The organism is Desulfovibrio sp. (assembly GCF_019424165.1).
Lineage (GTDB): Bacteria > Desulfobacterota > Desulfovibrionia > Desulfovibrionales > Desulfovibrionaceae > Desulfovibrio.
Genome location: NZ_JAHZAA010000037.1, coordinates 1 through 26,023 on the forward strand (window position 1 = coordinate 1; position 26,023 = coordinate 26,023).

At 57.5% G+C, this 26,023-nt stretch carries 21 protein-coding genes; 5 read left to right on the top strand and 16 right to left on the bottom strand.

Annotated features, from left to right (window positions below; all coding sequences use genetic code 11):
- Nucleotides 1–294 precede the first annotated feature (294 nt).
- The 14 genes from QZ377_RS10660 to QZ377_RS10725 form a co-directional block, all read right to left on the bottom strand.
- A complete protein-coding gene (locus QZ377_RS10660) occupies nt 295–861 on the bottom strand; it encodes a serine/threonine protein kinase (RefSeq protein WP_291441123.1) in 567 nt (188 codons plus the stop codon).
- 14 nt (nt 862–875) lie between these two features.
- A complete protein-coding gene (gene queC / locus QZ377_RS10665; protein ID WP_291441124.1) occupies nt 876–1,619 on the bottom strand; it encodes a 7-cyano-7-deazaguanine synthase QueC in 744 nt (247 codons plus the stop codon).
- The gene (locus QZ377_RS10670) at nt 1,616–2,596 is read right to left on the bottom strand and encodes a thermonuclease family protein (protein ID WP_291441125.1); all 981 of its coding nucleotides are present in this window, start codon (nt 2,594–2,596) and stop codon (nt 1,616–1,618) included. The genes queC and QZ377_RS10670 overlap by 4 nt, the downstream gene beginning before the upstream one ends.
- Before the next feature lie 163 nt (nt 2,597–2,759).
- Nucleotides 2,760–4,529: an RNA polymerase sigma factor RpoD gene (gene rpoD / locus QZ377_RS10675; protein WP_291441126.1), complete on the bottom strand. Its 1,770-nt coding sequence runs from the start codon at nt 4,527–4,529 to the stop codon at nt 2,760–2,762.
- Nucleotides 4,516–6,258, bottom strand: coding sequence for a DNA primase (dnaG, locus tag QZ377_RS10680; protein ID WP_291441127.1), 1,743 nt, complete (start codon nt 6,256–6,258; stop codon nt 4,516–4,518). Before dnaG ends, rpoD begins: the two co-directional genes overlap by 14 nt.
- A gap of 288 nt (nt 6,259–6,546) precedes the next feature.
- Nucleotides 6,547–9,000 (bottom strand): Smr/MutS family protein, encoded by a 2,454-nt coding sequence (locus tag QZ377_RS10685; RefSeq protein WP_291441128.1) that lies wholly within the window; start codon nt 8,998–9,000, stop codon nt 6,547–6,549.
- 274 nt (nt 9,001–9,274) lie between these two features.
- Nucleotides 9,275–9,742 (bottom strand): GatB/YqeY domain-containing protein, encoded by a 468-nt coding sequence (locus QZ377_RS10690; RefSeq protein ID WP_291441142.1) that lies wholly within the window; start codon nt 9,740–9,742, stop codon nt 9,275–9,277.
- 112 nt (nt 9,743–9,854) lie between these two features.
- Nucleotides 9,855–10,058, bottom strand: coding sequence for a 30S ribosomal protein S21 (gene rpsU, locus QZ377_RS10695; RefSeq protein WP_012624720.1), 204 nt, complete (start codon nt 10,056–10,058; stop codon nt 9,855–9,857).
- Between the two features lie 342 nt (nt 10,059–10,400).
- On the bottom strand, nt 10,401–10,673 hold the full coding sequence (locus tag QZ377_RS10700) for an HU family DNA-binding protein (RefSeq protein ID WP_291441129.1): 273 nt from the start codon (nt 10,671–10,673) through the stop codon (nt 10,401–10,403).
- Nucleotides 10,674–10,782: 109 nt separating this feature from the next.
- Nucleotides 10,783–11,601: a 16S rRNA (adenine(1518)-N(6)/adenine(1519)-N(6))-dimethyltransferase RsmA gene (gene rsmA / locus QZ377_RS10705; protein WP_291441130.1), complete on the bottom strand. Its 819-nt coding sequence runs from the start codon at nt 11,599–11,601 to the stop codon at nt 10,783–10,785.
- Nucleotides 11,602–11,628: 27 nt separating this feature from the next.
- Nucleotides 11,629–13,680 (bottom strand): elongation factor G, encoded by a 2,052-nt coding sequence (fusA, locus tag QZ377_RS10710; protein WP_291441131.1) that lies wholly within the window; start codon nt 13,678–13,680, stop codon nt 11,629–11,631.
- Nucleotides 13,681–13,701: 21 nt separating this feature from the next.
- Complete coding sequence (locus QZ377_RS10715; protein WP_291441132.1) at nt 13,702–14,721, bottom strand: hypothetical protein; 1,020 nt, start codon at nt 14,719–14,721, stop codon at nt 13,702–13,704.
- Nucleotides 14,722–14,735: 14 nt separating this feature from the next.
- Nucleotides 14,736–16,136 carry an argininosuccinate lyase gene (gene argH / locus QZ377_RS10720; RefSeq protein ID WP_291441133.1) on the bottom strand — a complete coding sequence of 467 codons (1,401 nt, stop codon included), beginning with the start codon at nt 16,134–16,136 and terminating at the stop codon, nt 14,736–14,738.
- Nucleotides 16,137–16,369: 233 nt separating this feature from the next.
- Nucleotides 16,370–17,575, bottom strand: a complete 1,206-nt coding sequence (locus tag QZ377_RS10725) for an argininosuccinate synthase (RefSeq protein WP_291441134.1) — start codon at nt 17,573–17,575, stop codon at nt 16,370–16,372.
- 208 nt (nt 17,576–17,783) lie between these two features.
- Between QZ377_RS10725 and carB the strand changes: the two genes are divergently transcribed.
- The 5 genes from carB to QZ377_RS10750 all read left to right on the top strand — a co-directional run bounded on the left by carB (nt 17,784) and on the right by QZ377_RS10750 (nt 23,908).
- The gene (gene carB, locus QZ377_RS10730; RefSeq protein ID WP_291441135.1) at nt 17,784–21,026 is read left to right on the top strand and encodes a carbamoyl-phosphate synthase large subunit; all 3,243 of its coding nucleotides are present in this window, start codon (nt 17,784–17,786) and stop codon (nt 21,024–21,026) included.
- Between the two features lie 2 nt (nt 21,027–21,028).
- On the top strand, nt 21,029–22,159 hold the full coding sequence (carA, locus tag QZ377_RS10735; protein WP_291441136.1) for a glutamine-hydrolyzing carbamoyl-phosphate synthase small subunit: 1,131 nt from the start codon (nt 21,029–21,031) through the stop codon (nt 22,157–22,159).
- A 112-nt stretch (nt 22,160–22,271) separates the two neighbouring features.
- Entirely contained in the window at nt 22,272–22,703 is a 432-nt protein-coding gene (locus QZ377_RS10740) for a hypothetical protein (RefSeq protein WP_291441137.1), read from the top strand.
- A gap of 42 nt (nt 22,704–22,745) precedes the next feature.
- Complete coding sequence (locus tag QZ377_RS10745) at nt 22,746–22,988, top strand: glycine zipper domain-containing protein (protein WP_291441138.1); 243 nt, start codon at nt 22,746–22,748, stop codon at nt 22,986–22,988.
- 131 nt (nt 22,989–23,119) lie between these two features.
- A complete protein-coding gene (locus QZ377_RS10750; RefSeq protein WP_291441139.1) occupies nt 23,120–23,908 on the top strand; it encodes a 4Fe-4S ferredoxin in 789 nt (262 codons plus the stop codon).
- Nucleotides 23,909–24,081: 173 nt separating this feature from the next.
- Here the strand turns inward: QZ377_RS10750 and QZ377_RS10755 are convergent, their stop codons facing one another.
- Nucleotides 24,082–25,125 carry an HD domain-containing phosphohydrolase gene (locus tag QZ377_RS10755; protein ID WP_291441140.1) on the bottom strand — a complete coding sequence of 348 codons (1,044 nt, stop codon included), beginning with the start codon at nt 25,123–25,125 and terminating at the stop codon, nt 24,082–24,084.
- Between the two features lie 3 nt (nt 25,126–25,128).
- On the bottom strand, nt 25,129–26,023 hold an 895-nt coding region (locus QZ377_RS10760; RefSeq protein ID WP_291441141.1), incomplete at its 5' end, for a pyruvate kinase.

Consider the following 26,023-nt stretch of genomic DNA (forward strand, 5'->3'; position numbering starts at 1 on the left):
GGCAACCTGCCTTCCTGTACAAGAGATTTTTAAATAAAATAGCTCTCCAATGCACAACAGCCCGGTTGCTCGGGCTGTTGTGCATTGGAGAGCTATTGAAAGACATATTCTGGAGCAGGGTGATGTTGAAAATATACACTCTCGTTAGGGCGCATTTATTACAGTGCGCAACTATGCAAATAAACAGCGCTGCATTTTCGCTGTACGTCTTTCAGGCAAAGGTTGAATCTGGTTTTCGTCTCCACGGCTGACATTTGCTTGCGCAGGCGGCGGGCGCTTCAATAGGAAAATGCTCTAATCAGCCAGAAATTCGTAGTTTTCCAGTTTGTCCCACACCGCGCTTACAAGCATGGCCATGGTTGCGGCCAGACGCGCCTTGGACTGATCATCGGGGGGGCTTGCTTCACCCTTGGCCCGCGCTGTTTCCGACGCCAGGCGCTGGCAGAAAAGCTCCGGGCAGCGGGCCTGCTGTCCCTGGGCCAGCAAGGGCATGTATCCGGCAAACGGGCCGTCCACAAAGGATTCAAGTTCTTCAGGGCCAATGGCTTCCTGGTTTGTGGCGGCCTGCCCGTATTCCTCATGCAAAGGCGCGGACGTCTGGCTAAGCAGGTTTCCTGTCTGGCGCAAGTAGGCCATAAGCACGCTGTTTGGGGCGTACTGCATAAGCCCGGCCGTGACAACGGCATGGGTGAAGGCCCGCCATTCCGCACAAAACAGGATGGCCCCCTGGCCTTCAAGGTAGGCAGGAGGCAGCAGGGCGCTGTGCGCCAGACGCACCATGCCCTCCGGATCCGTGTTGAGAGCGAAGAGAATACAGGCCGCCTCAACGCCCTGTGCAGCGCTTAACTGCTTTTTGGACATACCCTCTCCCTTGCTTAGGATTTTCCGGCCAGATAGTCGGCGTATCCCGCCGCCCGCAAGTGGCAGGCCGGACACTGCCCGCAGCCGTAACCCCAGGGATGCCGTTGTCCGCGCTGGCCTTCGTAACAGGTGTGGCTTTCTTCGACGATCAGGTCAACCAGACTGGGGCCGCCAAGAACTTCCGCCAGAGTCCAGGCGTCTTTTTTACTGCGCCACATCAGGGGCGTGTGCAGAACAAAGTTCGCGTCCATACCGGTATTCAGGGCCACCTGCATGGCCTTGATGCTGTCGTCACGGCAGTCGGGATAACCGGAAAAGTCACTTTGGCACACGCCAAGAACCATATGGCGGATATCAAGCCCGTAGGCCCATGCGGCGGCGTGCAGGATAAATATGAGATTACGGCCGGGAACAAAGGTGTTGGGCAGACCCTCTGGCTCATCTTTAATGGGCGCGGCAGAGGTGAGGGCGGTATTGGCCAGTTGGCGGAAAAGATCGATATCCAGCAAGCAGTCCGCATCCAGGCGGGCGGCCCACTGAGGGTTGAGGTCAGCCAGTTTTTCGCGAAGGTTCTGGCGGCAGGCCAGCTCCACGGAGTGGCGTTGCCCGTAGTCAAAGCCCAGTGTGCGGACGCGGGCAAAGCGGTCCAGTGCCCATGCCAGGCATGTTGCGGAGTCCTGGCCGCCGGAAAAAATGACCAGGGCTGTCTGGTCGGCCAGCGGACTTGACGTGGCTCTGCCCGGGGCCTGTCGGCTCATGGCGTCACCGGCCAGAAGGGACACACCCGCGCAGGAGCGTAGCCTGCCATAAAGGCATCCATCAGATTGCCGAAGTACACACGGTTGCGCGGGCGTATGTGCTGGGCCTCGGCGCAGTCTGCAGGGAAAAAACGTAAAGATTCCTTGTTGCCGAGATAGGTATTCTTGGCAACAGGCTGCGAGAGCAAAAAGGCCCACATGCCGCGTCGTCCGGCTATGGCCTCATGCTGGAGGCTGCGCAGGCGCTCCTGAAGCTGTGGGCTGAGATCCTGATGCGGGTAAAAATAGGCCGCGCCGTTGCGGATCATGACCTCGTTAAGGGACGTGCCGTTCGGCAGCAGCACTTCTGCCAGAATTCTGCCGTGCGGGTCGCGATGCTTGACACCCGCCTGCAGGAGCTGCACCTGCTGGCCTTTGGTGAGAGTGTTGAGCTGGTCTCTGGCTTCACGCGCAAAAAATTGCGCTTTCATGCCGCCCTTGGACAGTTCCGGCGAATCAATGCCGGCAAGCCGTACAACGCGTCTGTCCGTCAGCTTAAAGGTGTCGCCGTCAAAACAGTGCGCCACAGTGCCAAGCGGTTGCGGCAGCGGTTCTGCGCGGGGAGCGTCGGCATTTTCTCTTGTGCTGTCCTCGGAGACAATTTTTGTGCTGCCGTTCAGTGGATTCGCGGCAGCGTCCGCTGCCATGCCGGACGGCGCAGGTGCGGCCTGGCCTGCAGCGGGCTGCCCGGAATTGTCCTTGCTTTCCTTGCCCGAAATTTCAGGCCCGGCAGGGGCCGGCTGGGGGATGCTATCAGGGGTATTGCCGGGACCACTGATAGCCGCAGCAGGCGAGGCATCGGGAGAGGCTGGTTTTCCGGCCGCTTCTGCCGCCAGGACAGAAGATGGGGACGAGAAAGACAACGGCAGGCAAAAAAGGCCGAAGACCATAACAACGGCGCAATGCCGTCCAAGTCTGGACAATGCTGACACAAACACGGCCATATCCTGTTACATGGGCTGCAATGTTTTTACTGGTACCGGCATTTGCCCGGCGGCTGCCCGGAAAATCTTGCGGATTTTGGCGTGCCGCGCAGAGCGTATGCCCTGGCCTGTATCACGCGGCAGCGGCCTGGCGCATGCCAGGCCGCTGGCCGGGAAATCAGTTTTCGTAATAGGAGCGCAGAGGCTGGCTGCGCACGGGGTGACGCAGCTTGCGCAAGGCCTTGGCCTCAATCTGCCGGATACGTTCGCGGGTTACGTTAAAGAGTTTGCCCACTTCTTCAAGGGTATGGTCACTCTTTTCAGCAATGCCGAAGCGTTTGCGCAAAACCTGTTCTTCGCGGGGGGTAAGGTCTGCCAGCACCGCGGCCAACTGCTCCGACAGCTTGGTGTTGATAACTTCTTCTGCCGGGGCCACCGCTTTTTTATCTTCAATAAAGTCGCCCAGGCTCGAATCTTCTTCATCGCCAATGGGGGTTTCCAGCGAAATGGGTTCCTTGGCGATTTTGAGCACCTTTTTGACCTTTTCCACCGGATATTCCATACGTTCGGCAATTTCTTCGGGCGTGGGGTCGCGGCCCAGTTCCTGCACAAGGTAGCGCGATGTGCGGATGAGCTTGTTGATGGTCTCAACCATATGCACGGGGATGCGGATGGTACGCGCCTGGTCGGCAATGGCGCGGGTAATGGCCTGCCGTATCCACCATGTGGCATAAGTAGAAAATTTATAACCGCGCTGATACTCGAACTTATCCACAGCCTTCATGAGGCCGATGTTGCCTTCCTGAATAAGGTCGAGGAACTGGAGGCCACGATTGGTGTATTTTTTTGCAATGGAAACCACAAGGCGCAGGTTGGAGCGGATAAGCTCCTGCTTGGCGCGCATGGCCGCCGTATTGCCGCGCTTGATGCGCCACAGCACCTCTTCAAGGTCCGTGACGTTATGGCAGCATTTTTCCTGCAGGCGGTGGAGTATTTCAATCTTGCCGATGATCATTTCCTTGAAGGAAAAGAGCTCATCCACACTGAGTTTGAGGTCGCGGGCGGCATCCATCGGATTGATTTCGCGCTGCTCAAGACCGTCGAACATGGCCTGAATTTCCGCCTGGGTACGACCGGTGGCCAAAATGTAGGCAGAAAGGTCGCGCTGGCAGTTGTGCATCTGGCGCACGTAGTCCTCAACCGTTTCAATGATGCGGTCGATGAGGGTTTTTTCCAGCTTGATATCACGCAGGCGGGTGACGATTTCTTCCTTGAAGCAGATAATTTCTTTCTGCACGGCGGTGACGCGGCGGTCCATGCAGGTGCAGACATCAAGCTTTTTATATATTTTACGTTTTTTCTTGAAAGTCTGCTTGATTTCGTCCAGCAACAGGATGACGCGCGAACGCTGGTTCATCTCATCTTCGCTGGGGTCATCTTCTTCAATGGTTTTTACCACATCCTTAAGCTTGATGCGGTTCTGGCGCAGATCTTCGCCCACATTGATCAGCTCTTCAACCGCCACAGGAACTTCTACCAGGGCGTAAAGCACGTCCTGTTCGCCCATTTCAATTTTTTTGGCGATAACAACTTCACCGTCGCGGTCAAGCAGGGGGACAGCTCCCATTTCGCGCAAATACATGCGCACGGGGTCTGTACTGCGGGAAGAATAATCCGCAGTATCTTCGTCTTCAGACAGGTCAAGGGAACTGTCAGTTATTTCCTCGTCAGATTCAGAGGCGGTGGCGGAAATTTTTTTTCCGTCTTTCTCCGAGTCCACAATAACGATTTCCAGCTGTTCAAAGATGCCGATGATCTCTTCAAACTGCTCGGGCGTACTCATTTCAACGGGCAGCGCCTTGTTGACCTCTTCAAAAGTCAAAAAGCCCGCACCTTTGCCTTTGGCAATAAGTGATTGAATCTGCTGGATATCTTTAAGACTGCTCATGCCCTTTCTCCAAGGTTTCCTTAAGTGCGCGAAGATAGTCCATATCAGCCTCAAAGTCACCCGTGCCGGTGTTGGCTCTCAAGGCTGCGGATAAAGAAGATTTTTGCGCCGAAGCGTAATAATTGTTCAAGTAGTGGCGCAATGATTCCAGTTCCCTGTCGCCGTTATCGCGCGGGGCGGCCTCGGGGCCGCAGCATTTGCACCAGAAATTTTTTTCCCGCTGGTCCAGATGGTGAAATACCTCTTCCGGGCCGTGGTTTTCAATCTTGTCCCATAACTGACGCGCCACTGCCGATTGCAGAGCCAGATCGGCCCCAAGTTCAAGCATGTTTGTCAGCCTGTGCGGGTAACGCACGGCGTACATCATAATTTCGCGATCGCGAATGTTTTGCAGGGCACGGCCCGATGAAAAATTGCCTGAGCCAGGACGTGCCTTGTCGGTTTTTACCCCGCGCGCCTGCATGAGCCCTTCACGCAGGTCGGCTTCTGAAAGTTGCAGATGCCCGGCCAGCCGTGAAACATACGGGCTGACCAGTTCGGGAATCTCCACCTGGCGCAGGAAGTTGCGCGCCCATTCTACAGTTTCTCTGGGGGCCAGAGCCTTGAGCACGTCCACGCAAAAGCGTAACCCGTCCGGGGCCTGGGCTTGTAGTTCTTCAAAGGCCTCCGGTCCTGAACCGCGCAGCAGGCTGTCGATGTCTTCGCCCTCGGGCATAAGCACGACCGAACAGGCCAGGCCGCGTGTGAGCAGCATTTCGCAGGAGCGCAGGGCGGCTTTGCGCCCGGCGCGGTCGCCGTCAAAAAGCAGGGTCAGTTGCGAAACAAAACCCGAGAGCCGTTTGATCTGTTCCGGCGTCAGGGCTGTGCCAAGAACGCCTACAGCATTGTCGTAGCCGAACTGGTGCAGGGTAAGCACATCCATATAACCTTCGGTCAGCAGGGCGCGGCCCTTGGTGACCATGCCCTTACGGGCCTGCGCCAGACCGTAAAGGTGTTCGCCCTTCTTGTAGATGGGCGTGTCAGCGCTATTGATGTACTTGGCCTCGTCTTCATCGGCAATGATGCGCCCGCCAAAAGCAATGATCTGGTTGGAGAGGCTCTTGATGGGGAAAATGAGCCGCCCCCGGAAGCGGTCATACGCCCGCCCGTTACTGGATTGTCCCAAAAGACCTGCTTCGATTGCCATGCGGGCGTCAAAGCCCGCGCGGCGCAGCGAGTCTGCCAGCGACTGCCATTCCCTTTTGGCCCAGCCAAGGCCAAAGTGCTGCACTATCTCCTGGCTGAGGCCGCGTTTTTCCATATATGCGCGACATTCCGCACCGTCCGGGCCGTTGAGTGTAGCCGCAAAATGGCCCGCAGCCAGTTCATACATGCGCAACATCTGCTGGCGTGAAGAGCGGCGTTCACGTTCTTCACCCTGGCGGCGGGCGCCGCCGGGGCCGCGTTCGATGGTTATGCCCGCTTCGGCAGCCAGTTGTTCGAGTGTTTCTTTAAAATCCAGCCCGTTGATACGGCTGTAAAAGTCGAAGATATCGCCCGAAGCATGACAGCCGAAGCAATAAAACAGGCCCTGATCCTCGTTGACGGAAAAAGACGGTTTTGTTTCTTGATGAAAAGGGCAGGGCGCCACCCAGCGCGGCCCGTTGCGCTTCAGCTCTACATAGCGGCGCACAACGTCCACAATATTCATGCGCTCCTTGATGGCGCGTATGGCATCCCTGGACTGCATTGACTGATAATCTTCCTTTCCGCTTTACTGGAAAAACTGTTTATGCGTCTGCCGGGCAGGGCATTGACGCGGCGCGCAGACGAAGAGGCAGGCAGCTTGCACAGTGCTGCCGCATGCCGTGGCTTCAGATGATCTTTATGATGCCGCCGCTGTACAACGGATTTTTCACTGGCGGGCGCGAAAACGGTCTTGCCGTACTGCGTGTACGGTCTTGCCGGAACCATTGCTGCGCCGTGATTATGCCGGATGAATCCGCCTTTTGGTGAAAATTTTTCTTGTAAGCTGCCTCTACCGCAGGATTACAATGGTCATGCCGTCGCCGCCCCTGTCTTCGGGGGCCAGAGAAAAACTTTCCGCTGCCGGAAAGGCACGCAAAAATTCATGAACCTGACGCCGCAAAGCCCCTGTACCGCGTCCGTGGACGAGCTCGACTTCCCGAAAACCGGCCAACAAAGCCTTATCCATAAACTGTTCGAGCTCTGCAAGGGCAACATCAGCACGAAGCCCGCGCATGTCAAGGCGCAGGGAGGCTCCATCAGCGGCCCCAGCCGGGCGTGCGCCACCTCCGTTTGTGGAGGACGAGCCGTGCGCTGCCGCCAAAATGGAAGAAGGCTTGCCAACGGGCTGTGGGGTTCCCTGGCTGCCGGGCAGGCGCAAGGCTTTCATTTCGGCCCACAGGTTGACACCGTTCATGTCCAGACGCACGCGGTTACGCCGTTCGTCCACATCGGTAACCACACCGCGCTTATTGAAAACAGTGTGCAGAACCTGTTGGCCCACAACAAAATGCTCAGATCTGGGCAAAACGGAACCGTTTTTTTCCGCGGCGTCATCCGGAACAAGTGAAGCCCGCAGGCGGGACATTTCTTTCAGAGCCTGCTTGTGCGTTGCGCGGCCTTCTTTCCAGGCGCGCATGAGTTCGGACGCTTTGGTCCGCACTTCATCGTGCAGGCGCAGCCGTTCTTTTTCCAGCTTTTCGCGTTCATGTCTTGCGGCAGACCGGGTTTTATCCTGTTCCTGCCGTAAAACAACCAGTTCGTCTTCGCGCTTTGCGGCCAGATCGTTTAACCGGGAAAGCAGGGCCGTGGCATCTTGCCCGTCCTGCAAAAGATAATGTTCTGCGCGGCGTACAATGCTTTCAGGCAAACCGTGTTCACGTGCCACATCCAGCGCCTGGCTGGCTCCCACCTGATCGTAAGCCAGTTTGAACAAGGGTTTTTTGCTTTGCGGGTCAAACAGCATGGAGGCCGCGCGTGCGCCTTCCCTGGTCAGGGCGTAGCTCTTGAGAGCGGGAAAATGTGTAGCTGCCAGAACAAAGGTATGTTTGTCGAGCAATTCGTCAAGTACCGCCTGGGCCAAAGCAGCGCCCTGGGCCGGGTCTGTGCCTGCGCCGAATTCATCAAGTAGCACCATGCCGCTGGCGTCAAGGTGCTTCCAGGCTTTGGCAAGGTGCTCGATTTGCGCTGTAAAAGTAGAAACATTGTCCGCAAGGCTCTGTTCATCGCCAATAAAGGCGTCCATGCGGCTGAACCAGGGAAGATGGGAGCCGGCCCCCACAGGAACCGGCAGGCCGCTGAGGGTCATGGCAGCGATAAGGCCCAGAGTTTTCAAGCAGACCGTCTTGCCGCCGGCATTTCCACCCGTAATAATCAGGGCGCGTTCGCCAGGCCGCAGCACGATATCAAGGGGCTTTACGGCTGCCGTTGCCCGTGCGGCGGATTTTTGGGCATGCCCGGAACCTGCGGCAGGGCCGTCCGCGTTTTTGACCCTGTTGAGTAAAAGCAGGGGATGACGGGCGTCGAGCAGTTGTATGCCCTCGGTCACGGGGGTCAGCGGCAGGCAGCGACCGTCAAGAAGGGCTGCCAGGCGGCGTTTGGCCTGCAGCAGGTCCAGTTGAGCCAACAGCTCAAGGGCAGCTTGTGCGCCAGGCAGTTCCGCCTCAAGCAGGCTGCGCAGATACAGCAGAACCTTGCGTTCTTCTTCGCGCTCTTCGCGTTTCAGTTCCTGCAGGCGGTTGTTGATTTCCACCAGAAACATGGGTTCAAAGTAGCAGGTTTCGCCTGTTTGCGACCAGTCGTGAATGATGCCCTGCATGCGCCCCTTGAAGTTGGCCTTGAGGGGCAGCACATAGCGGTCGGACGAAAGAGTCATGAATTCGTCCTGCAAGTAGGCAAGCATATTGTACTGCAGGGCATAGTCCTTGACCTTGCGCATGCAGCTCTGGTGCAGACGGCGCAGTTCGCCGCGCAGGCGGTAGAGTTCGGGCGAGCTTTCGTCCTTCAGCAGGCCGTCATCGGAAAGGCAACGCAGCAGGGCCGCCGTAAGCTGTACCGGCAACGGCGTACCGTCGGCCAGGGCCAGCAGATGCGGCCACTGTTTCGGTGCTTCGGGAACGGCAATGGCGGCGTGGGCATCGCGTGCCAGACGCAGGACTTCACGCAGCGCCCAGAAGGCGTCAACATCGGGTTGAAAGGCGTGGGCGCGGCTGGTTTGCGCGGCGTGCAAAAAGCCAGTGACATCGGGAAAGGCGTTAAGAACAAATGTCGCCCCTCCGGCAGCAGGCCGGGACGACCAGTCTGCCGCCTCTTCATAGACCCGTGCCGCCAAATTTACATCCTCAGCCTGGGCCAGCGGAACAAGTGCCAGGGCGCGCTCACGCCCCACGCCGGAGATACAGAGCGAGGCAAGATAGTCAGTAATATTATTATATTCCAGGGCCTGGAGCGTACGGGCGTGAATCATGCTGATGCCTCGGGAGCAATGAAATGGCTTGTCGCAGAAAAAAGGACGCAACCCCCGGCGGGCCTGAAGGCCCCAACATCCCGGAGAGCGCGTTTTTGCCGGACACACAGTGTTTCCATCCTGCGAGGCAACTCCCGGTTATAACGGCTTGCGGCCAGCCGGCAGGGTGAGTTCCGCATCTGGAAGGCCGCAGTACGTCCACTATTGCGGAAAAGCGGCTGAAAATGGTGCGTTGCCGCCTGCTTTACAGTGCAGACGGATCAGTTGGACCGGGTCAGGATTGCAGGCGTTTTTTTACAGCCTCAGAGAGGGCTTTGCCGTCGACCTGGCCTTTATGGCTGGCCATGATGGCAGATATGACCCTGCCCATATCTTTGGGTGAAGCGGCGCCAAGTTCGGCTATGGTGCTTTCAATAAGGGCCGTCAGTTCTTCCTGCCCAAGAGCCTTGGGCAGGTAATCTTTGAGAACTGCCAGTTCAGCAGCCTCTTTTTCAGCAAGGTCGGGCCGTTGAGCGGCCGTGTACTGTTCAATGGAGTCCTGCCGCTGCTTGCCTTCTTTTACGATGACATCAAGCATTTCTTCATCGGAAAGGCTGCCGCCCGGCCGCCGCAGGTCCACCAGCCGGTTTTTGACCGCTGTTTTCAACAGGCGCAGCACTGTCAGTCGCACGCTGTCTCTGGCCTTGTAGGCTTGCACGTAGTCTTTTTCAATCTGCTCAAAAAGTGTGGTGGTAACGGTCATGGCAGTGGTGTGGTGAAGGGTGGAGTAAAGCAGAAAATGCGGGAAACCCCAAAAGGGGCTTCCCGCATAACTGGCCGGATGCAAGGCCCCGGGCGCATGCATGCGCCCCCGGTTAGGCCATGTTCATCTTCCTGATCTTTTTCATCAGCCGCTTCCGGGCGGCGGCCTTCTTCTTTTTGCGCATGACGCTGGGCTTTTCGTAGTGCTGGCGCTTCTTCATTTCAGAAAGAATGCCGGCCTTTTCTACCTGCTTCTTAAAGCGGCGCAGCGCAATGTCGAAGTTGTAGTCGTCTTCGTTAAGAAAAACTCCGGGCAAGAAAATCACCCCCTTCTGCGAAGGGCCGGTAGTTACGGCCCCAAAAATACCGAGAACGGGGTTGCCCGCTTACGGCTGGCGACAGTGTCGCAAGTGAAGAGTTCCTATAGCCCGAAGGCTGAAAAAAGGCAAGGCTTTTTCGCCAATGCAGCGTAGCGCGACAAAAAAGACTGCCACAGGCAGTATCAGGTACAACGAAACGCGCTTTGCATTGACGTTTGTCGCCGATTCCCAGCATCGGCGACAAGCAGGCTTTTGTCTGCCCCGGCGTACCCGGCCTGACGTGCGGTCGGGGCGGGCGTTCACCGGGCCATCCGTTGCCGGTGGCAAACGGCGAGATATCTAGTTCAGAGAATCTTTGAGCATCTTGCCCGGACGGAATTTGATAATCTTGCACGCCGGGATGGTAAGCGTGTCCCCGGTGCGGGGGTTGCGGCCCTGCCTGGCCTTGCGGTGTTCCACTGCGAATGTGCCGAAACCGGTAAGCGTAAGTTTGGATTCCTTGACAAGAGCGTCTTCGACAGAAGCGAGAAAGGCATTGAGGGTCCGTTCGGCAGCAGCCTTGGTCAGATTGGCCTTGGCAGCTATTTTTTCAACAAGATCAGCCTTAGTCATCAGCATGTCCTCCTGAAAGGTTCCCCGGCGTTGTTTCAGGCGGCCTTCAGGCGATGAAAAAGCCGGAAGGCATACAACGCAGCAAGATTATGGATAGACTGAAAACTTTTTATGCCTTGTTGTCAAGCTGTGAAGCCCAAAAAGCGGCTATACGCTGGAAATCGGAGCACGTCAGGGCTTCGGGCCGCAAGGCGGGGGCAATGCAGGCATCATGCAGGGATTTTTCAAGGCCCGGCTGTGCGGCACGGCGGAATACACCGCCGAGTTGTTTGCGTCGCTGCTGAAAGCATATCCGCAAAAGGCGCGAGAGAAGTTCCGGATGTGCGGGGCGTTCACTGGCGGGCAACGGTTCAAAGCTCAAAACGGCGGAATCTACCTTGGGGGGCGGACTGAACGCGCCCGGACCCACCACGAACTCCATGCGTGGGCGTGCGTAACTCTGCACCCATACCGAAAGCGCGCCGTAATGCCCTGTGCCGGGATGGGCCGCCAGCCGCTGGCCCACTTCCTTCTGCACCATAAAGGCTGCCCGTTGCCAGCCTGTGGACTGGGAGACAATGTCCCAGATCAGGGGCGAGGCCACATTGTAGGGCAGGTTGCCTATGATTTTCCACGGCTCTTCAGGGCAGATGCGCCGCCATGCAAACTTCAGGGCATCAATGAGTACGGCCTGGGTGTTGGGGCCGCCCAGGCGCTGCCGTTCGGCGGCCCAGTGGCGGTCTTTTTCCAGCAACAATAGCCGGGAATGGGGGGTGGCCTCAATGGCGCGGGTCAACGCGCCGGGGCCGGGGCCGATCTCAATGATGCGGTCCTGTTCGGCAGGCGCAATGAGCGCAGCAATACGGTGGCAGATGTCTTCGCGCCGTAAGAAATGCTGCCCCAGGCTTTTTTTGGCCCGTGGGGCATGTGTGACAGTATTTTTTTTCATATGGGGAGATGCGGCGGGCATGTGGCCTTAGGGCAGGTCAAAACGGTCAAAGGTCATCACCAGTCCGGCCCGGCCCTGTGTAGCCGAACGCAGGGAGGTGGAGAAGCCGAACAGACGGCGCAGGGGAGCAGTGCCGCGAAGAGCTTTGCGCCCGCCGTGGTCTTCAAGGTTTTCCACTTTTCCGCCGCAGGTGTTGAGCAGGCTGATGGCGGCGCCCAGAAAATCTTCAGGTACGGAAATTTCAATCCGCATGACAGGTTCAAGGCTTACAGGGGCGGCGGCGGCCAGCGCCTCACGCAGCGCCTGCCCCGCTGCCATGTGACAGCCCGGAGCTGTGGTCAGCCCTTCGCGCCGCTCCATACCGTCCAGGGTCACGGCCACATCTGTAACAGGATAGCCTGTGATGGCGCCACTTTGCAGGGCATCGCACACGCCTTCAACAGCGGCTTCCACATACACATGAGGCAGGATTTTTCGAGCCCCGTCGGGATTGTCGGGCAAAAAACTGCCGATTTCTACGGCATTGCCGCTGCCGCGCGGCCGGGGGGCAACGCGCAGGCTGACCGTACCCTGATGGCGCTCTTTGCCCAGTTCGCGATCAAAGGTCACGGTGGCTGCGGCTTCCTTGCGTACGGTTTCGCGCAGGACAACCTGTGGATTGCCTGAGCGGGGGCTGATACCGTATTCACGCTGCATGCGTTCCAGCAGCACATCCAGATGAAGCTCGCCCATGCCGGAAATCATGCGCGCTCCCGTATCGTCATCCATCTGCGCTTTGAGGGTGGGGTCTTCTTCGGTATAGCGTGTCAGGGCTTCATCCAGAATTTTACCTTCATCGGCATTGCGGGGTTCAAGGGCGAGGGTGATTACCGGTGCGTTGGCCTCAATGCTTTCAAGCGAAAGCTGCCTGTCACGGGAGGTGTATGTTTCGCCGGTATGGGCCGAACGCAGGCCCACAGCTACGACGATTTCTCCGGCAGAGGCCTGTTCCATCTGCTCACGGCGATCGGCATGGGGTCTGTAGAGGCGACTCAGGCGGTCGTCCTTGCTTTGCGCAGTGTTGCGCAGATTGTCGCCTTCATGAATGCGTCCCGCATAGAGGCGGATAAAGCAGTGTTTTCTGTTTTCTTCAAGTAAAACCTTAAAAACAAGGGCAACGGCCGGTGCGTCGGCATCGGGCATAACCGTAACCTCATGTCCCTGAAGGTCCAGGCCCACCGGGGGTGGGACATCCAGAGGCGAAGGCAGCCAGCGGCACACGGCATCCAGAACAGGCTGTACGCCCGCGTTGCGCAGGGCAGAACCGCAAAAGACCGGAGTTACGTGGCGAGCCAGCGTGGCCCGGCGCATGGCGGCGTGAATGGCACTAATGTCGCAGGGGTTCTCAAGATAACAAACCAGAAAATCTTCATCGGCTTCGGCAAGTTTTTCCAGCATCTGTTCGCGCCACGGGGAGGCCAGTGCAGCCTGTTCCGCAGTGAAAGGAGCACGGTACACGGTCTGGCCCTGGTCACTCTCGTCAAAGGTGAGGCATTCTTCATGAACAAGATCAAGAACGGCACTGAAATCTTCGCCTTGACCAAAGGGGATGGTAACCGCGACGGCATTGGCGGCGAGTCTCTGGCGCATGGCGGCCAGTACAGCCTCAAAGTCAGCGCCTACTCTGTCAATTTTGTTTATAAACGCTATCTTGGGAACGCCGAAATCTTCAGATTGCCGCCAGACGGTTTCTGATTGCGGTTCCACGCCGCCTACAGCGCAAAATACGCCGACAGCCCCGTCCAGTACACGCAGGGAGCGCTCCACTTCAATGGTGAAGTCCACATGCCCGGGGGTATCGATAAGATTGATGGTATGATCATCCCACTGGCATGTTGTACAGGCCGACATGATGGTAATGCCACGCTCCTGCTCTTCGGGCATGAAGTCCATCGTGGCTGCGCCGTCGTGCACCTCGCCCATCCGGTGGATTTTGCGGCTGTAAAACAGCATGCGCTCCGACAGGGTGGTTTTGCCTGCGTCGATATGGGCGATGATGCCGATGTTGCGGATGCGGTCAATACTGGACTGGTTTGACATGGCGGCTCCCGGGCTGGCTGATTATAACAGGCCGAAGGCCAGGCTGTGTACGCGAAAGAAATCTGGTGTAAGGCCGGGATGCAGCCAGAAGCCCTCGCAGCCGGGCGTCAGGGTCAGCGGGGGAGCGCAGGGGCGCGCGCCGTGCTTCAGGCAGCAGGCGGAATGCCGGGCATGGCCGGAAGACACGTACAGCGCATCCGGCTTTGCCGGGACTACTCCGGCGGCGTGCCGCAGCAGGGCTTCTGTTGCAGTCGGCAGAAAGGTATCCTGTGCTGGCGCGTCGTGCGGCGGAATACCTTGCCCGACATTTTCAGAAAAAGACGTGTGCGCCGGGGCGGCGGCCTGAACAAAATTTGCTCCGGCCTGCGCAAAAGCCAGCGCTTTCAGGTCAAATGTCCGGGCTTCGGCGCATGTGCCGAAATTGTGTGCAGAGGCTGCCGAGGGCAGAGCCAGTGTTGGGGGGTGGTCTTCCTGCCAGCAGGGCAGGCCCAGAGTACGGGCAAAGGCGGTTGTCAGTTCCAGTTCGCCCGCATGCAGCAAGACGAGACGCCCCGGGCCGGGGCCGCATTGCTCCAGCAGCGCATGCAGATCGGGAGCGTCAAGCACAAAAATATCTTCCACACCGCTCAGTTCCAGACTGACCAGGGCGGAGGGATGGGGTGTTCCCCCAACGCATACGGCTCCCACCAGGGGGACATCGGCCAAAATGGGAGGGATGCATGCCGCCGCCAGACGTGCCGCCGCCGCATAGGACGGCGGAAAGGCAATGACCGTCCAGGCTGCGGCATGGCTTTCATGCTCACGCCAGAAGCCGAGCCGGTCGTTATTTTGTGTTTCGCGGCCATGTCCGGCACTGGCGCCGAAATGCATATGCGTTAGCGCCAGGCCTGTCTTTATGGCGGCGCGCCATGACGGCGGCGTTTTTTCATAGGCGGTTGCGGCCAGACTGTCGTCCAGACGTGCGTCTTCCATCCATTGAGGCCATTGGGGCTGGTGGATGTCGGGCGTGTCGCCGGGACTCGGGGCTGTCGGTGCGGGCATGGGCAGGTTTCCTGTTACTGGGCCATGCCGTCCATACCGGCAAGCCATGTCCTGAGCTGGGCTACCTGAGCGGCCACGGATTGAGGCCCGGTGCCGCCGGGGGTTTCGCGCCGCTGCACGGCTGCCGCGTAGTCCAGTATGGCGTACACGTCTTCGCCGATGCGGGGTTCAAGCGCCTGCATTTCGGGCAGCGTAAGGTCTTCAAGCCCTTTGCCTTGTGCTTCTGCCGCGGCGACACACTGCCCGGTAACGTGGTGCGCCTCGCGGAAAGGAAGCCCTTTGCCCACGAGGTAGTCGGCCAGTTCCGTGGCGTTGAGAAAGCCGGCCTTGCAGGCTTCACGCATGCGGTCCGTGCGAAAGGCGATTTCTTCCATCATGCCTGCCATGAGTCGCAGGGATGCCTCCACAGTTCTGTCGGCGTCAAGAAAGCCTTCCTTGTCTTCCTGCATGTCGCGATTATAGGCAAGGGGCAGGCCTTTCATGATTGTGAGCATGCCCATGAGCGAGCCGTAGACGCGCCCGGTCTTGCCACGCATAAGTTCAGCCACGTCGGGATTTTTCTTCTGCGGCATGATTGATGAACCGGTAGCATAGCTGTCGGGCAGGCGCACAAAGCCGAAGGCGGGATTGGCCCACAGGATGATTTCTTCGCACAGGCGCGAGAGATGCATCATGATGGTGGAGCCGCCAAACAGGGCTTCAAGCACAAAGTCCCTGTCAGACACGGCATCCATCGAGTTGCCGTAAATTCCGGCAAAGCCCACGTCCTTGGCCACGCTTTGCGGATCAAGCGGATACGTTGTGCCGGCCAGAGCGGCTGCGCCCAAAGGGGAAATGCGCACCCGGGTCAGACAGTCTCCAAGGCGTATGGCGTCGCGCCGGAACATCCAGGCGTAAGCGAGCAGGTGGTGAGCCAGACTCACGGGCTGCGCGGGCTGCAGATGTGTACAGCCGGGCAGAATGTCTCCGGCATGCTCGGTGGCGCGCTGCACCAGAATGGCGCACAGGGCGGCAGCGCGCTGCCGCCACGTTTCCAGCCTGTCTGCCACAAAAAGGCGAAAGCTCAAGCCCACCTGGTCATTGCGGCTGCGGCCCGTATGCAGTTTTTTGCCCACGTTCCCCATAAGTTCTGTCAGGCGTGCCTCAATATTCATATGCACATCTTCCAGTTCCGGCTTCCAGATGAAGCTGCCGGAACGGATTTCTTCACGCACCTGATCAAGCCCTTCAACCAGCAGTTGGGCCTCTTCGGGCGTGATGACGCCTTGACGGCCCAGCATGCGGGCATGTGCCTGCGAGGCGCGGATGTCCTGGGCGTAAAGCGCCCTATCGTAAGACTGGGAGTCTGTGTACTGGGCCACGGCTTCCTTGGGGCCTTCGGCAAAGCGCCCACCCCAGCTCTGGTTGGTCTTCATGGCAGCATCCGTTTGAAAGATCGTGTGTTACAGGAAGGGGCGTTGCCGGTCCGGCGTTTTGCTGATGCAGAGGGCATGGTTTGTACCTGTTGACAGCAGCAAAGGGGTTGCACGCGTATTTTCCATGCGGCATTGCCGTGCTTTTGGCGGCAAAGCTGTTTTTTCAGAATCCCGGCAACCCGGAGGCATTCGCCTCACGGGTCGCCGCAGATGGCTGTGGCCGGTATTCTGTATTATTTTTTCAGCTTGTCAGCGACGGCCGCATGCAGGCGCAGGCGCAGGCTATTCAGGCATATGAAGCCCGCTGCGTCCTTGTGGTCATAATCGCCGCCTTCAAATGTCGCCAGATCTTCAGAGAAGAGCGAGTTGGGAGACGTGCGGGCCAGGGGCCACACGCCACCCTTGTACAGCTTGGCGCGTACCGTGCCGGTAACGCTCTCCTGCGATTTGTCCATAAAGGCCTGCATGGCTTCGCGCTCGGGTGAATACCAGAACCCATTATACACGCACTGGGAGTACCGCACGGCCAGCATATCGCGTATGCCGAGCAGTTCGCGGTCCAGGCAGATGCCTTCAAGGTCGCGGTGCAGTTTGTAGAGCAAGGTTCCTGCGGGGTTTTCGTATACCCCGCGGCACTTCATGCCCACAAAACGGTTTTCCACCATGTCGTCGCGGCCAATGCCGTTGCGCCCGGCGATTTCTGCCAGGGTGGTTATGACCGCGGCGGGGGAGAGCGTCTTGCCGTTAACGGCCACGGGATTGCCCCGCTCAAAGTCCACAGTGACAATTTCGGGCATGTCCGGGGCCTGTTCCACCGGCACACAGCGCTCATGGCAGGATTCATGCGGCTCATTACCCGGATTTTCCAGTTCGCTGCCTTCAAAGCTGGTATGCAGCATGTTGGCATCCATGCTGTAGCGTTTGGCGGAGCTGGAAATGGGGATGCCGTGCTTTTCTGCAAAGGCGGTAAGGGCCGTGCGGGACATGAGTTCCCATTCACGCCAGGGGGCGATGACCTTGATGTCCGGAGCCAGGGCGCTGGCCGCGAATTCAAAGCGGACCTGGTCGTTGCCCTTGCCGGTAGCGCCGTGGGCTATGGCATCGGCACCTTCCTTGCGGGCGATGTCCACCAGGGCTTTGGCAATGAGGGGCCGGGCAATGGAAGTGCCGAGCAGGTAGCGGCCTTCGTAGATGGCCGCGCCGCGCATCATGGGGAAGACAAAATCTTTGGCCATCTCTTCGCGCAGGTCAACCACATAGGCCTTTGAAGCGCCGGTTTTAAGCGCTTTTTCTTCCACGCCGGAGAGGTCTTCGGGCTGGCCCAGATCGGCGGTGACGGCAATGACCTCGCACTTGTAGGTCTCAATAAGCCATTTCAGAATGACTGATGTATCAAGCCCGCCGGAGTAGGCGAGAACAACTTTTTTTATATTTTGCATTATCAAGCCCCCTTATGGATTCAAGAGAAGAAGTATTGCGTAAATCGGCGCGGGGTGCAAGGCTTTAGTGCCGGAAGGAAAGCCGCCGGACTGTCCGTAGAAATTGTTGACCTTGCCACGAAGTGCATGTACTATTCTTTAGTTTGAGCAAACGGCAATAATGTGCCGTAGTTTTTCTTCATGATCCCCAAAGCCGCAGGAATATCCAATGCCCAAGCGTACGGATTTACACAAAATTCTTGTCATTGGCGCGGGACCCATCATCATAGGCCAGGGCTGCGAGTTTGACTACTCCGGCTCACAGGCCGTCAAGGCCCTCAAAGAAGAGGGTTACGAAGTGGTGCTGGTCAACTCCAATCCCGCCACCATCATGACCGACCCGCAACTGGCGGACGCCACGTATGTGGAGCCGATCGAACACGATACCCTGGCCGCCGTTATCCGGAAAGAACGCCCCGACGCACTTTTGCCTACTCTTGGCGGGCAGACGGCATTGAACGCCGCTCTTGGACTTGCCAAGAGCGGCGTTTTGGCGGAATACGGCGTTGAGCTTATCGGTGCGCAGGCCGAAGTTATCGAAAAAGCCGAAAGTCGTGAGCTTTTCCGCGAAGCCATGGAAAAAATCGGCCTCAAAATGCCCGCCAGCGGCATTGCCCGTACCTTGGATGAAGTGCGCCATCTGGGCAATGTGCTGCCCTTTCCGCTTATTGTCCGCCCGGCATTTACTCTGGGCGGCACTGGTGGTGGCGTTGCTTACAATCTTGCCGACCTCGAAGCGGTGGCAGGCAACGGTCTTGCCGCCAGCCCCACGTCAGAAGTGATGATCGAGCAGAGCGTGCTCGGCTGGAAAGAAATCGAAATGGAAGTGATGCGCGATGTCAATGACAACTGCGTCATCATCTGCTCCATTGAAAATCTTGACCCCATGGGGGTTCACACGGGTGACTCCATTACCGTGGCCCCGGTGCAGACCCTTTCTGATGCAGAGTATCAGCAGATACGTGATGCCTCCATCGCCATCATGCGCGAAATCGGTGTGGAAACCGGCGGCAGCAACGTGCAGTTTGGCCTTAACCCGGCCAATGGCGAAATTGTGGTGATCGAGATGAACCCGCGCGTGTCTCGTTCCTCGGCACTGGCCTCCAAAGCTACCGGTTTTCCCATTGCCAAGATTGCTGCCAAGCTGGCCGTGGGGTATACGCTGGACGAGCTGCGTAACGACATCACCCGCGAAACTGTGGCAAGTTTTGAGCCGGCCATTGACTACTGCGTGGTGAAAATTCCGCGCTTTACCTTTGAAAAGTTTCCCGGCGCAAAAGATGAGCTGACCACAGCCATGAAAAGCGTGGGCGAAGCCATGAGCATAGGCCGTACCTTCAAGGAGGCCATGCAGAAGGGGCTGCGCTCAATGGAAATCGGCGCTACAGGCCTTGGCTTCAACTTCAATGCCGAGCTTCCTGACCGCGAAACCATTCTGGAATCATTACAGAGGCCCAACTCCCGCCGTATTTTCGCCCTGCGCCAGGCCCTGCTTGCGGGCATCACGGAAGAAGAAATTTTTGCCGTGTCCGCCATTGATCCCTGGTTTGTGCGCCAGTTGCAGGACATTGTCAGCATGGAGCAGCGCATCCGAAATTTTGGCCTTGCCAATGACATGACTGCCGGAAATGAAGCCTTGGCCGTCATCCTGCGCGAAGCCAAGGAATACGGCTTCTCCGACAGGCAGCTTGCCGAGATGTGGAAGCGCCCGGAAACGGATATTCGCCGCCTGCGCAAGGAAATGAACATCCTGCCGACGTATTATCTGGTGGATACCTGCGCCGGAGAGTTCGAGGCCTATACTCCCTATTTCTACTCAACCTACGAAAGAGGTGACGAAATCAATCTGGAAGACCGTCGCAAAGTGCTCATTCTTGGCGGCGGCCCCAACCGTATCGGGCAGGGCATTGAATTCGACTACTGCTGCTGCCACGCCTCTTTTGCCCTGCGCGACGCCGGGGTGATGGCCATCATGGCCAACTCCAACCCCGAAACCGTTTCTACTGACTATGACACCTCGGACCGGCTCTACTTTGAACCGCTGACCTTTGAAGATGTCATGAACATTGTGGAAGCGGAAAAGCCCGATGGCGTTATCGTGCAGTTCGGCGGTCAGACTCCGCTGAATCTGGCCGTGCCTCTTATGCGGGCCGGGGTTCCCATTCTCGGCACCAGCCCCGACGCTATTGACCGTGCGGAAGACCGCGAACGCTTTCAGGCGCTTATCCAGAAACTTGGTCTGCTGCAGCCGCCCAACGGCACAGCCATGAACCTTGAGGATGCCCTTGCCGTGGCCGAGCGCATTACCTACCCTGTAGTGGTGCGCCCAAGCTATGTGCTCGGCGGGCGGGCCATGGCTGTGGCTTACGACGCCGCGGAACTGACCGCGTATTTTCACGCCCAGGTGCCGGAAAAACCCAAACATCCCATCCTGATCGACAAGTTTCTTGAGCATGCCGTTGAAGTGGATGTAGATGCCATCTCTGACGGCAAGGATGTTTATGTTGCGGGCATTATGGAACATATCGAAGAGGCGGGCATCCATTCGGGCGACTCGGCCTGCGTGCTGCCTTCCTATTCGTTGTCCTACGACCATGTGGCCCTTATCGCCTCGCAGACAGAAGCGCTTGCCCGTGAACTCAAGGTCATTGGCCTGATGAATATACAGTTCGCCATCAAGGGCGACGACATCTATATTCTTGAGGTCAATCCCCGTGCCTCGCGCACTGCCCCCTTTGTGTCCAAGGCCACAGGCGTACCCCTGCCATATCTTGCTACCCAGGTCATGCTGGGCAAAAGCCTGGACGAACTGGACCCCTGGAGCATGCGCAAGGGCGGCTTTATCTGCGTAAAAGAAGCTGTCATGCCTTTCCAGCGTTTTCCAGGCGTGGACGTGATCCTTGGTCCGGAGATGCATTCCACGGGCGAAGTTATGGGGATGGGCTCCAGCTTTGGCGAGGCTTTTCTTAAAAGCCAGCTCGGCGCGGGGCAGGTTCCCCCACAGGGCGGCAAGCTCTTTCTTTCCGTCAATGACCGCGACAAGCCCTTTCTGCCGGAAGTGGCCGAGATGTTTGCCAAGCTGGGCTTTGAGCTTTTGGCTACCAAGGGTACGGCAGCAATCCTGCGCGGGCATGGCCTGAAAGTAGAAGAAGTGCGCAAGGTCTATGAAGGGCGGCCCAATATTGTGGACCTGCTTATTAACCACGAGGTCGCCCTGGTTGTGAATACGGCCTCCGGCAAACATACCGCCAGGGATTCCAAGGCAATCCGCCAGGCGGCGCTGAACTACAAGGTGCCTTACTGCACCACTATTGCAGCGGCACGCGCCACGGCTACGGCCATAGGGTCGCGCCGGGACGAGATTCATGTGGAAAGTTTGCAGGAATACTACGCGCGGGATGCGCGGGGGTAACTATGAAAGCATTGCTGGTGCTGGAAGACGGATTCACGCTGGAAGGCAAGTCCTTTACCGGCGACTTTGAAACCGGTGGTGAAGTCATTTTCACCACCGGGATGACCGGATATCAGGAAATTCTTACAGATCCTTCCTATTACGGGCAAATGGTCTGCATGACCTATCCTCTTATAGGCAATTACGGCACTTGCCGTGAAGATATGGAATCCGCCGGAGTGCATTGCGCGGCCCTGCTGGTCAAGGAATGTTGCAAAAAGCCCTCCAACTGGCGTTCTACCATGTCTCTGCCGGAATTCATGAAGCGCTATGAAAAACCCGGTGTGGAGGGGCTTGATACCCGCGCGCTGACCCGTCATCTGCGTATTAACGGTGCCATGCGGGGCATTATTTCCACAAGAGAAACAGACCCTGCTGTTCTTCAGGAGCGCGCGCGCGCCCTGCCTGCCATGAAAGGGCGCAACCTTGTTCCTTTTGTGGCCCCCGAAAAACCGTACGCCTGGTACGATAACGCCGTGCAGGAAGCTCCCGTGGCCGAAGATGGCAGCTATGCGTGGCGCGGTACCGGTTTGCCCCTGCTGGTCTATGATTTCGGAATAAAATGGAACATCTTGCGCCGTCTTTGCGAGGCAGGTTTTGAACCCTTGGCCGTGCCGCCGGGGTTCAGCGCTGCCAAGGCAAAAGCCAGCGGAGCCAAGGGCGTTTTCTTGTCCAACGGCCCTGGCGATCCGGCGACACTCACCAGCGAAATAGCGCTGGTGCGTGAGCTCATCCATATGCTGCCGGTTACGGGTATTTGCCTGGGGCATCAGCTCATCGGGCATGCCCTCGGCGCTCGAACGGAAAAGCTCAAGTTCGGGCATCACGGCTGCAATCATCCTGTCAAGGACCTGACCACCGGACGTATCGAAATATCATCACAAAATCACGGATTTCATGTGGTTCTTGATGGTGTGGACGATGTGGAAGCTACGCATGTCAACCTGAATGACCAGACCCTTGAGGGGTTGCACCATAAAACGTTGCCTGTCATGAGCCTGCAGTATCATCCGGAGGCCGCCGCCGGACCGCATGACGGCGAGTACCTGTTCAACCGTTTCAGAAAAATCATAGGCGAGAACGCCGGAGCCTGATGCCCGGAAAATACTTGATATACAGGTATGCTTGTGGCTACAGTACATTTATTGTACGAGGTTTTTACTGGCGGCCCATACCGCCTCGCCTGTAAACTGCAAGGAGCTTCGCGTGAAAAAGTCAGTTTTGAGCCTTGGGCTGGTTCTTGCTCTGGTTCTGGCCTGCGCTCCCGTTCGCGCTGCGGAAGTCGCCGTTGGCGATGTAGCACAAAATAATCCCGTGGAACAGCTTACGGGAAATGTATGGCAAAAAACCAGCGAGACCGACAAGGCTGCATTCCTGCTTGGCGTGGAATCTGCTATTACCGTAGAATATTTTGTTAATGCCAAGCTGGTGGAAAAAGCTGCCAAATCCGGCAAAAAACCTGCTTATACCCTTTCGCCTTTTGAAAAGGGCTGGATGAATGCTTTCAAGGGGGTCAACCGTGCTGAGATTATCACCATGGTGGACCAGTGGTATGCTGCCAACCCCGACGGGCTTGACCGTCCGGTAATGAGCGTTATCTGGTATGAACTGATCGCCCCCCGTATTGCCAAGAAGTAGGCATCTGCCCTCGGGACGATAACAGGACTCAGGAGAATAGCCATGAAAAAAGCTTTGATTATAGGCCTGTTGGCCGTCATGTTTACCAGTGGCGTGGGCTGCACCAACATGAGCAAGACCCAGCAGGGTGTTGCCAGCGGCGCCGCGCTTGGCGCGCTTGGTGGTGCGGGCATAGCTGCCATTTCCGGCGGCGCTGCCGGGTGGGGCGCTCTTGCCGGCGCCGGCGTTGGTGCTTTGGCCGGCGGCATTGTCGGCCACGAGCAGAGCAAAGGAAACAGCTGGTAGCAGTGCTGCTTTTTTTGCACAGTTTTCAATGCAAAAGGGCCGGTTCATCCGGCCTTTTTGCATTGAGCATCTACTGATCGTATGTTGTATTTCTAAACTGCCCTGTGCAGTATAAGCGGGAGGTTTCAACCATGAGCAACAGCCTGCATACAGTTTTTTTCAGCCCTACCCACAGCAGCAAACAAATTGTCCGGGCCATGGCTGCTACTGTGGCCCCGATTGTCGGCAAGTCTGTTATAGAACACGATCTGACGCTTCCTGATGCTCGTGGGAAAAAACTTTCCTGTGCTGTGGATGATGCTTTGCTTCTGGCATTTCCGGTCTATGCGGGGCGGATACCGCGCCCATTGCTGGATTCTCTGGCCGGGCTTATGGGCAACGGCGCGGTAGCTGTTCCTGTGGCAGTGTATGGCAACCGTCATTACGACGATGCGCTTTTAGAAGCAGTAGATATTTTACTGAAACAGGGGTTTGCCGTGCCGGCTGCGGCCGCGTTTGTAGCCGAGCACAGCCTGACGCCCACGGTTGGATCTGGTCGCCCGGATGTTCGGGATATGGCCGCTGTTCTGGACTTTTCCAAAGCCGTGGCCGCAGCCGTGCTTTCGGCTTGCGGCAATACCGTGACTGTACCCGGTAAACGTCCGTATAGGGATTTGCCCCCTGCTGTGGATCTACGGCCTAAAACGTCGCAAAGCTGCACGCAGTGTATGATCTGCGCAGCGAACTGTCCGATGCAGGTCATCAGTTTTGATGATGCAGCGGAAATCAGTCATGGCTGTATTCGCTGTTGTGCCTGCGTCAAGTCATGTCCGGAAGGGGCAAAGTATTTTGATCAGGAACCTGTGCTGAACATTGTGGACATGCTGGAAAAAAACTGTCTGAGCAGGCGAGAGCCGGAGGTTTTTGTGGCTGAAGCATAGTAGTTGCCCGGACAGCGCAGACAGCAAAAAGCGGATAACCATTTTACGGTTATCCGCTTTTTGTGTGTGACGCTCAATAAGTCATGTGGATGCCCGAACGTCTTTTTCTTAGGCGTGGTGTTTTGCAAAGCCCGGCATGCAAAACCATGTTTCGGCAGGGGGATGGTTTTTGCCTAAAGCGGTTCGTCCACAATTTTATCCATATCCGTCATGACCCCGATGTTGCCGGACGCAAAACCTGTGAGCAGTATGTTGGTCAGTTCGCTGTCATACCGGGGGTCGCCCGCCAGTTCTTTTGCAGCCGCAAGAGGGTCTTTGCGTTCGCTGTAGGGCCTGTCGCAAATCATGGCTGAAAAGGAATCGGCAATGGCGGTAATCCGTCCCACGCGGCTTATCTGGTTTCCCTTGAGGCGCTGGGGATAGCCTGAACCGTCCATACGTTCATGGTGTTCGTAGCAGGCCCGCACAAGTTCTTCAAAGCTCATTTCCATCTTGTGCATAAGCTTGACGCCCACAAGAGGGTGGGGCAGCAGCTTTTCCCTTTCTTCAGCCTTGAGCGGCCCTGGTTTGCTGAGCAGAAAGGCGGGAACTTTGCTCATTCCCACATCATGCAGCAAAAAGGCAAGGGCAGCACGGTCAAGATCCTTGCGGCGGTATTCTCCGCTTACCTGCAGCCATAGCCAGAGGCCTACGCTCATGCTGTTGATGGAGTGACGGGCCAGTTGGTGCTTGCGAAACAGGCGGCGCATAAAGGTGTTGATGCGGTGCTTGTCTGCCCATAGGTATTCCGTGATCACCATGACGTCGCGATACAGCGGCTCCAGCAGAGGCTTGACGGGCTGGCTGAGAAACTCTGTATAGCGGATAAAGAGCGCGCGGATGCAAATATCGGCAATTTCCGCTTCCTTGAGATTTTTATCCTGTAAAACAAGGTCAAGCTGTTTGACAATGTGACGCGAATAGATGTGGTGATCAGAGCGCGACACAAAGAGATTGCCCTCGGCGCACAGCGCCGCCAGTTCTTCAACTTGTTCGTTGGTCAGGCGCGTCTCTTTTTTGCAATAAGGAGCAAGCACCATGATGTCTTCACGGAAGCTGAAAAGGTCCACAGGGGGCCGGTACTTGGGAAAGCTTGAAAGTATCTCGCTACTTATCTGGTAATATTCCTCATTGATGTTCTGAGGAATCTCTCGTGCTTTCCGTGCTTGCTCGGCCATGGGCTATTTCCAGTAAATTTTGACAAGGTTGGTACCCCTGGGGGTGGCGGAAGAACCTTTAACCTGGCCAGCCGTGATAACGGCGCAGTCATCGGCCACGAAGTCTTCGCTGTCATGAATAAACTGTTCGGCCCGGATGAGGTGGCTGGGTTCTTCCTGCGGGCAGTCGATGAAAACCGGCTTGACGCCCCAGACAAAGTTGAGAGCCTTGACGGTCACCGGGTCCGGGGTAAGGGCGTATACCTGCTGCGGAGGACGCCGGGCGGAAACCTGGCGCGCGGAACTGCCGGAAAGGCTGTGGGACACGATGGCCTTGGCTCCGGCCTTGTTGGCAAGCAGGCAGGCCGAGTAAGCCAGAAATTCCGGTATGCCCTTGTCGGCATCGGGCTCTTCAAGCTTGTGGTTGAGCAGCAGCAGCTTTTCAGCTTCATCGGTGATGCGCCTCATGTAGCGCACGGTGTCCACGGGGAAATTGCCCATGGCGGTTTCTTCAGAAAGCATCACGCAGTCGGCCCCGTCCAGTACGGCGTTAGCCACGTCTGTGGTTTCCGCTCGTGTGGGGGCGGGGCTGTTGACCATGGAAAGCAGCATCTGCGTGGCTACGATAACCGGCTTTGAGGCCTTGTTGCAGGCGCTGATAATGCGCTTTTGCAGGGCAGGCAGCAAGGGCAGGGGGCATTCCACGCCAAGGTCGCCGCGCGCTACCATAACCACATCTGTTTCCGCCAGAATTTCTGCAAGATTGTCCACAGCGCTCTGGCGTTCCAGCTTGACCACCACAGGAAGGCTCTGTCCGGCAGCGGCGATCAGTTCCTTGGCTTCGCGTACGTCATCGGCCGTCTGAACGTAGGAAATCGCCACCGCGTCCACGCCGAGCCTGAGTCCGTCTGCAAGGTCT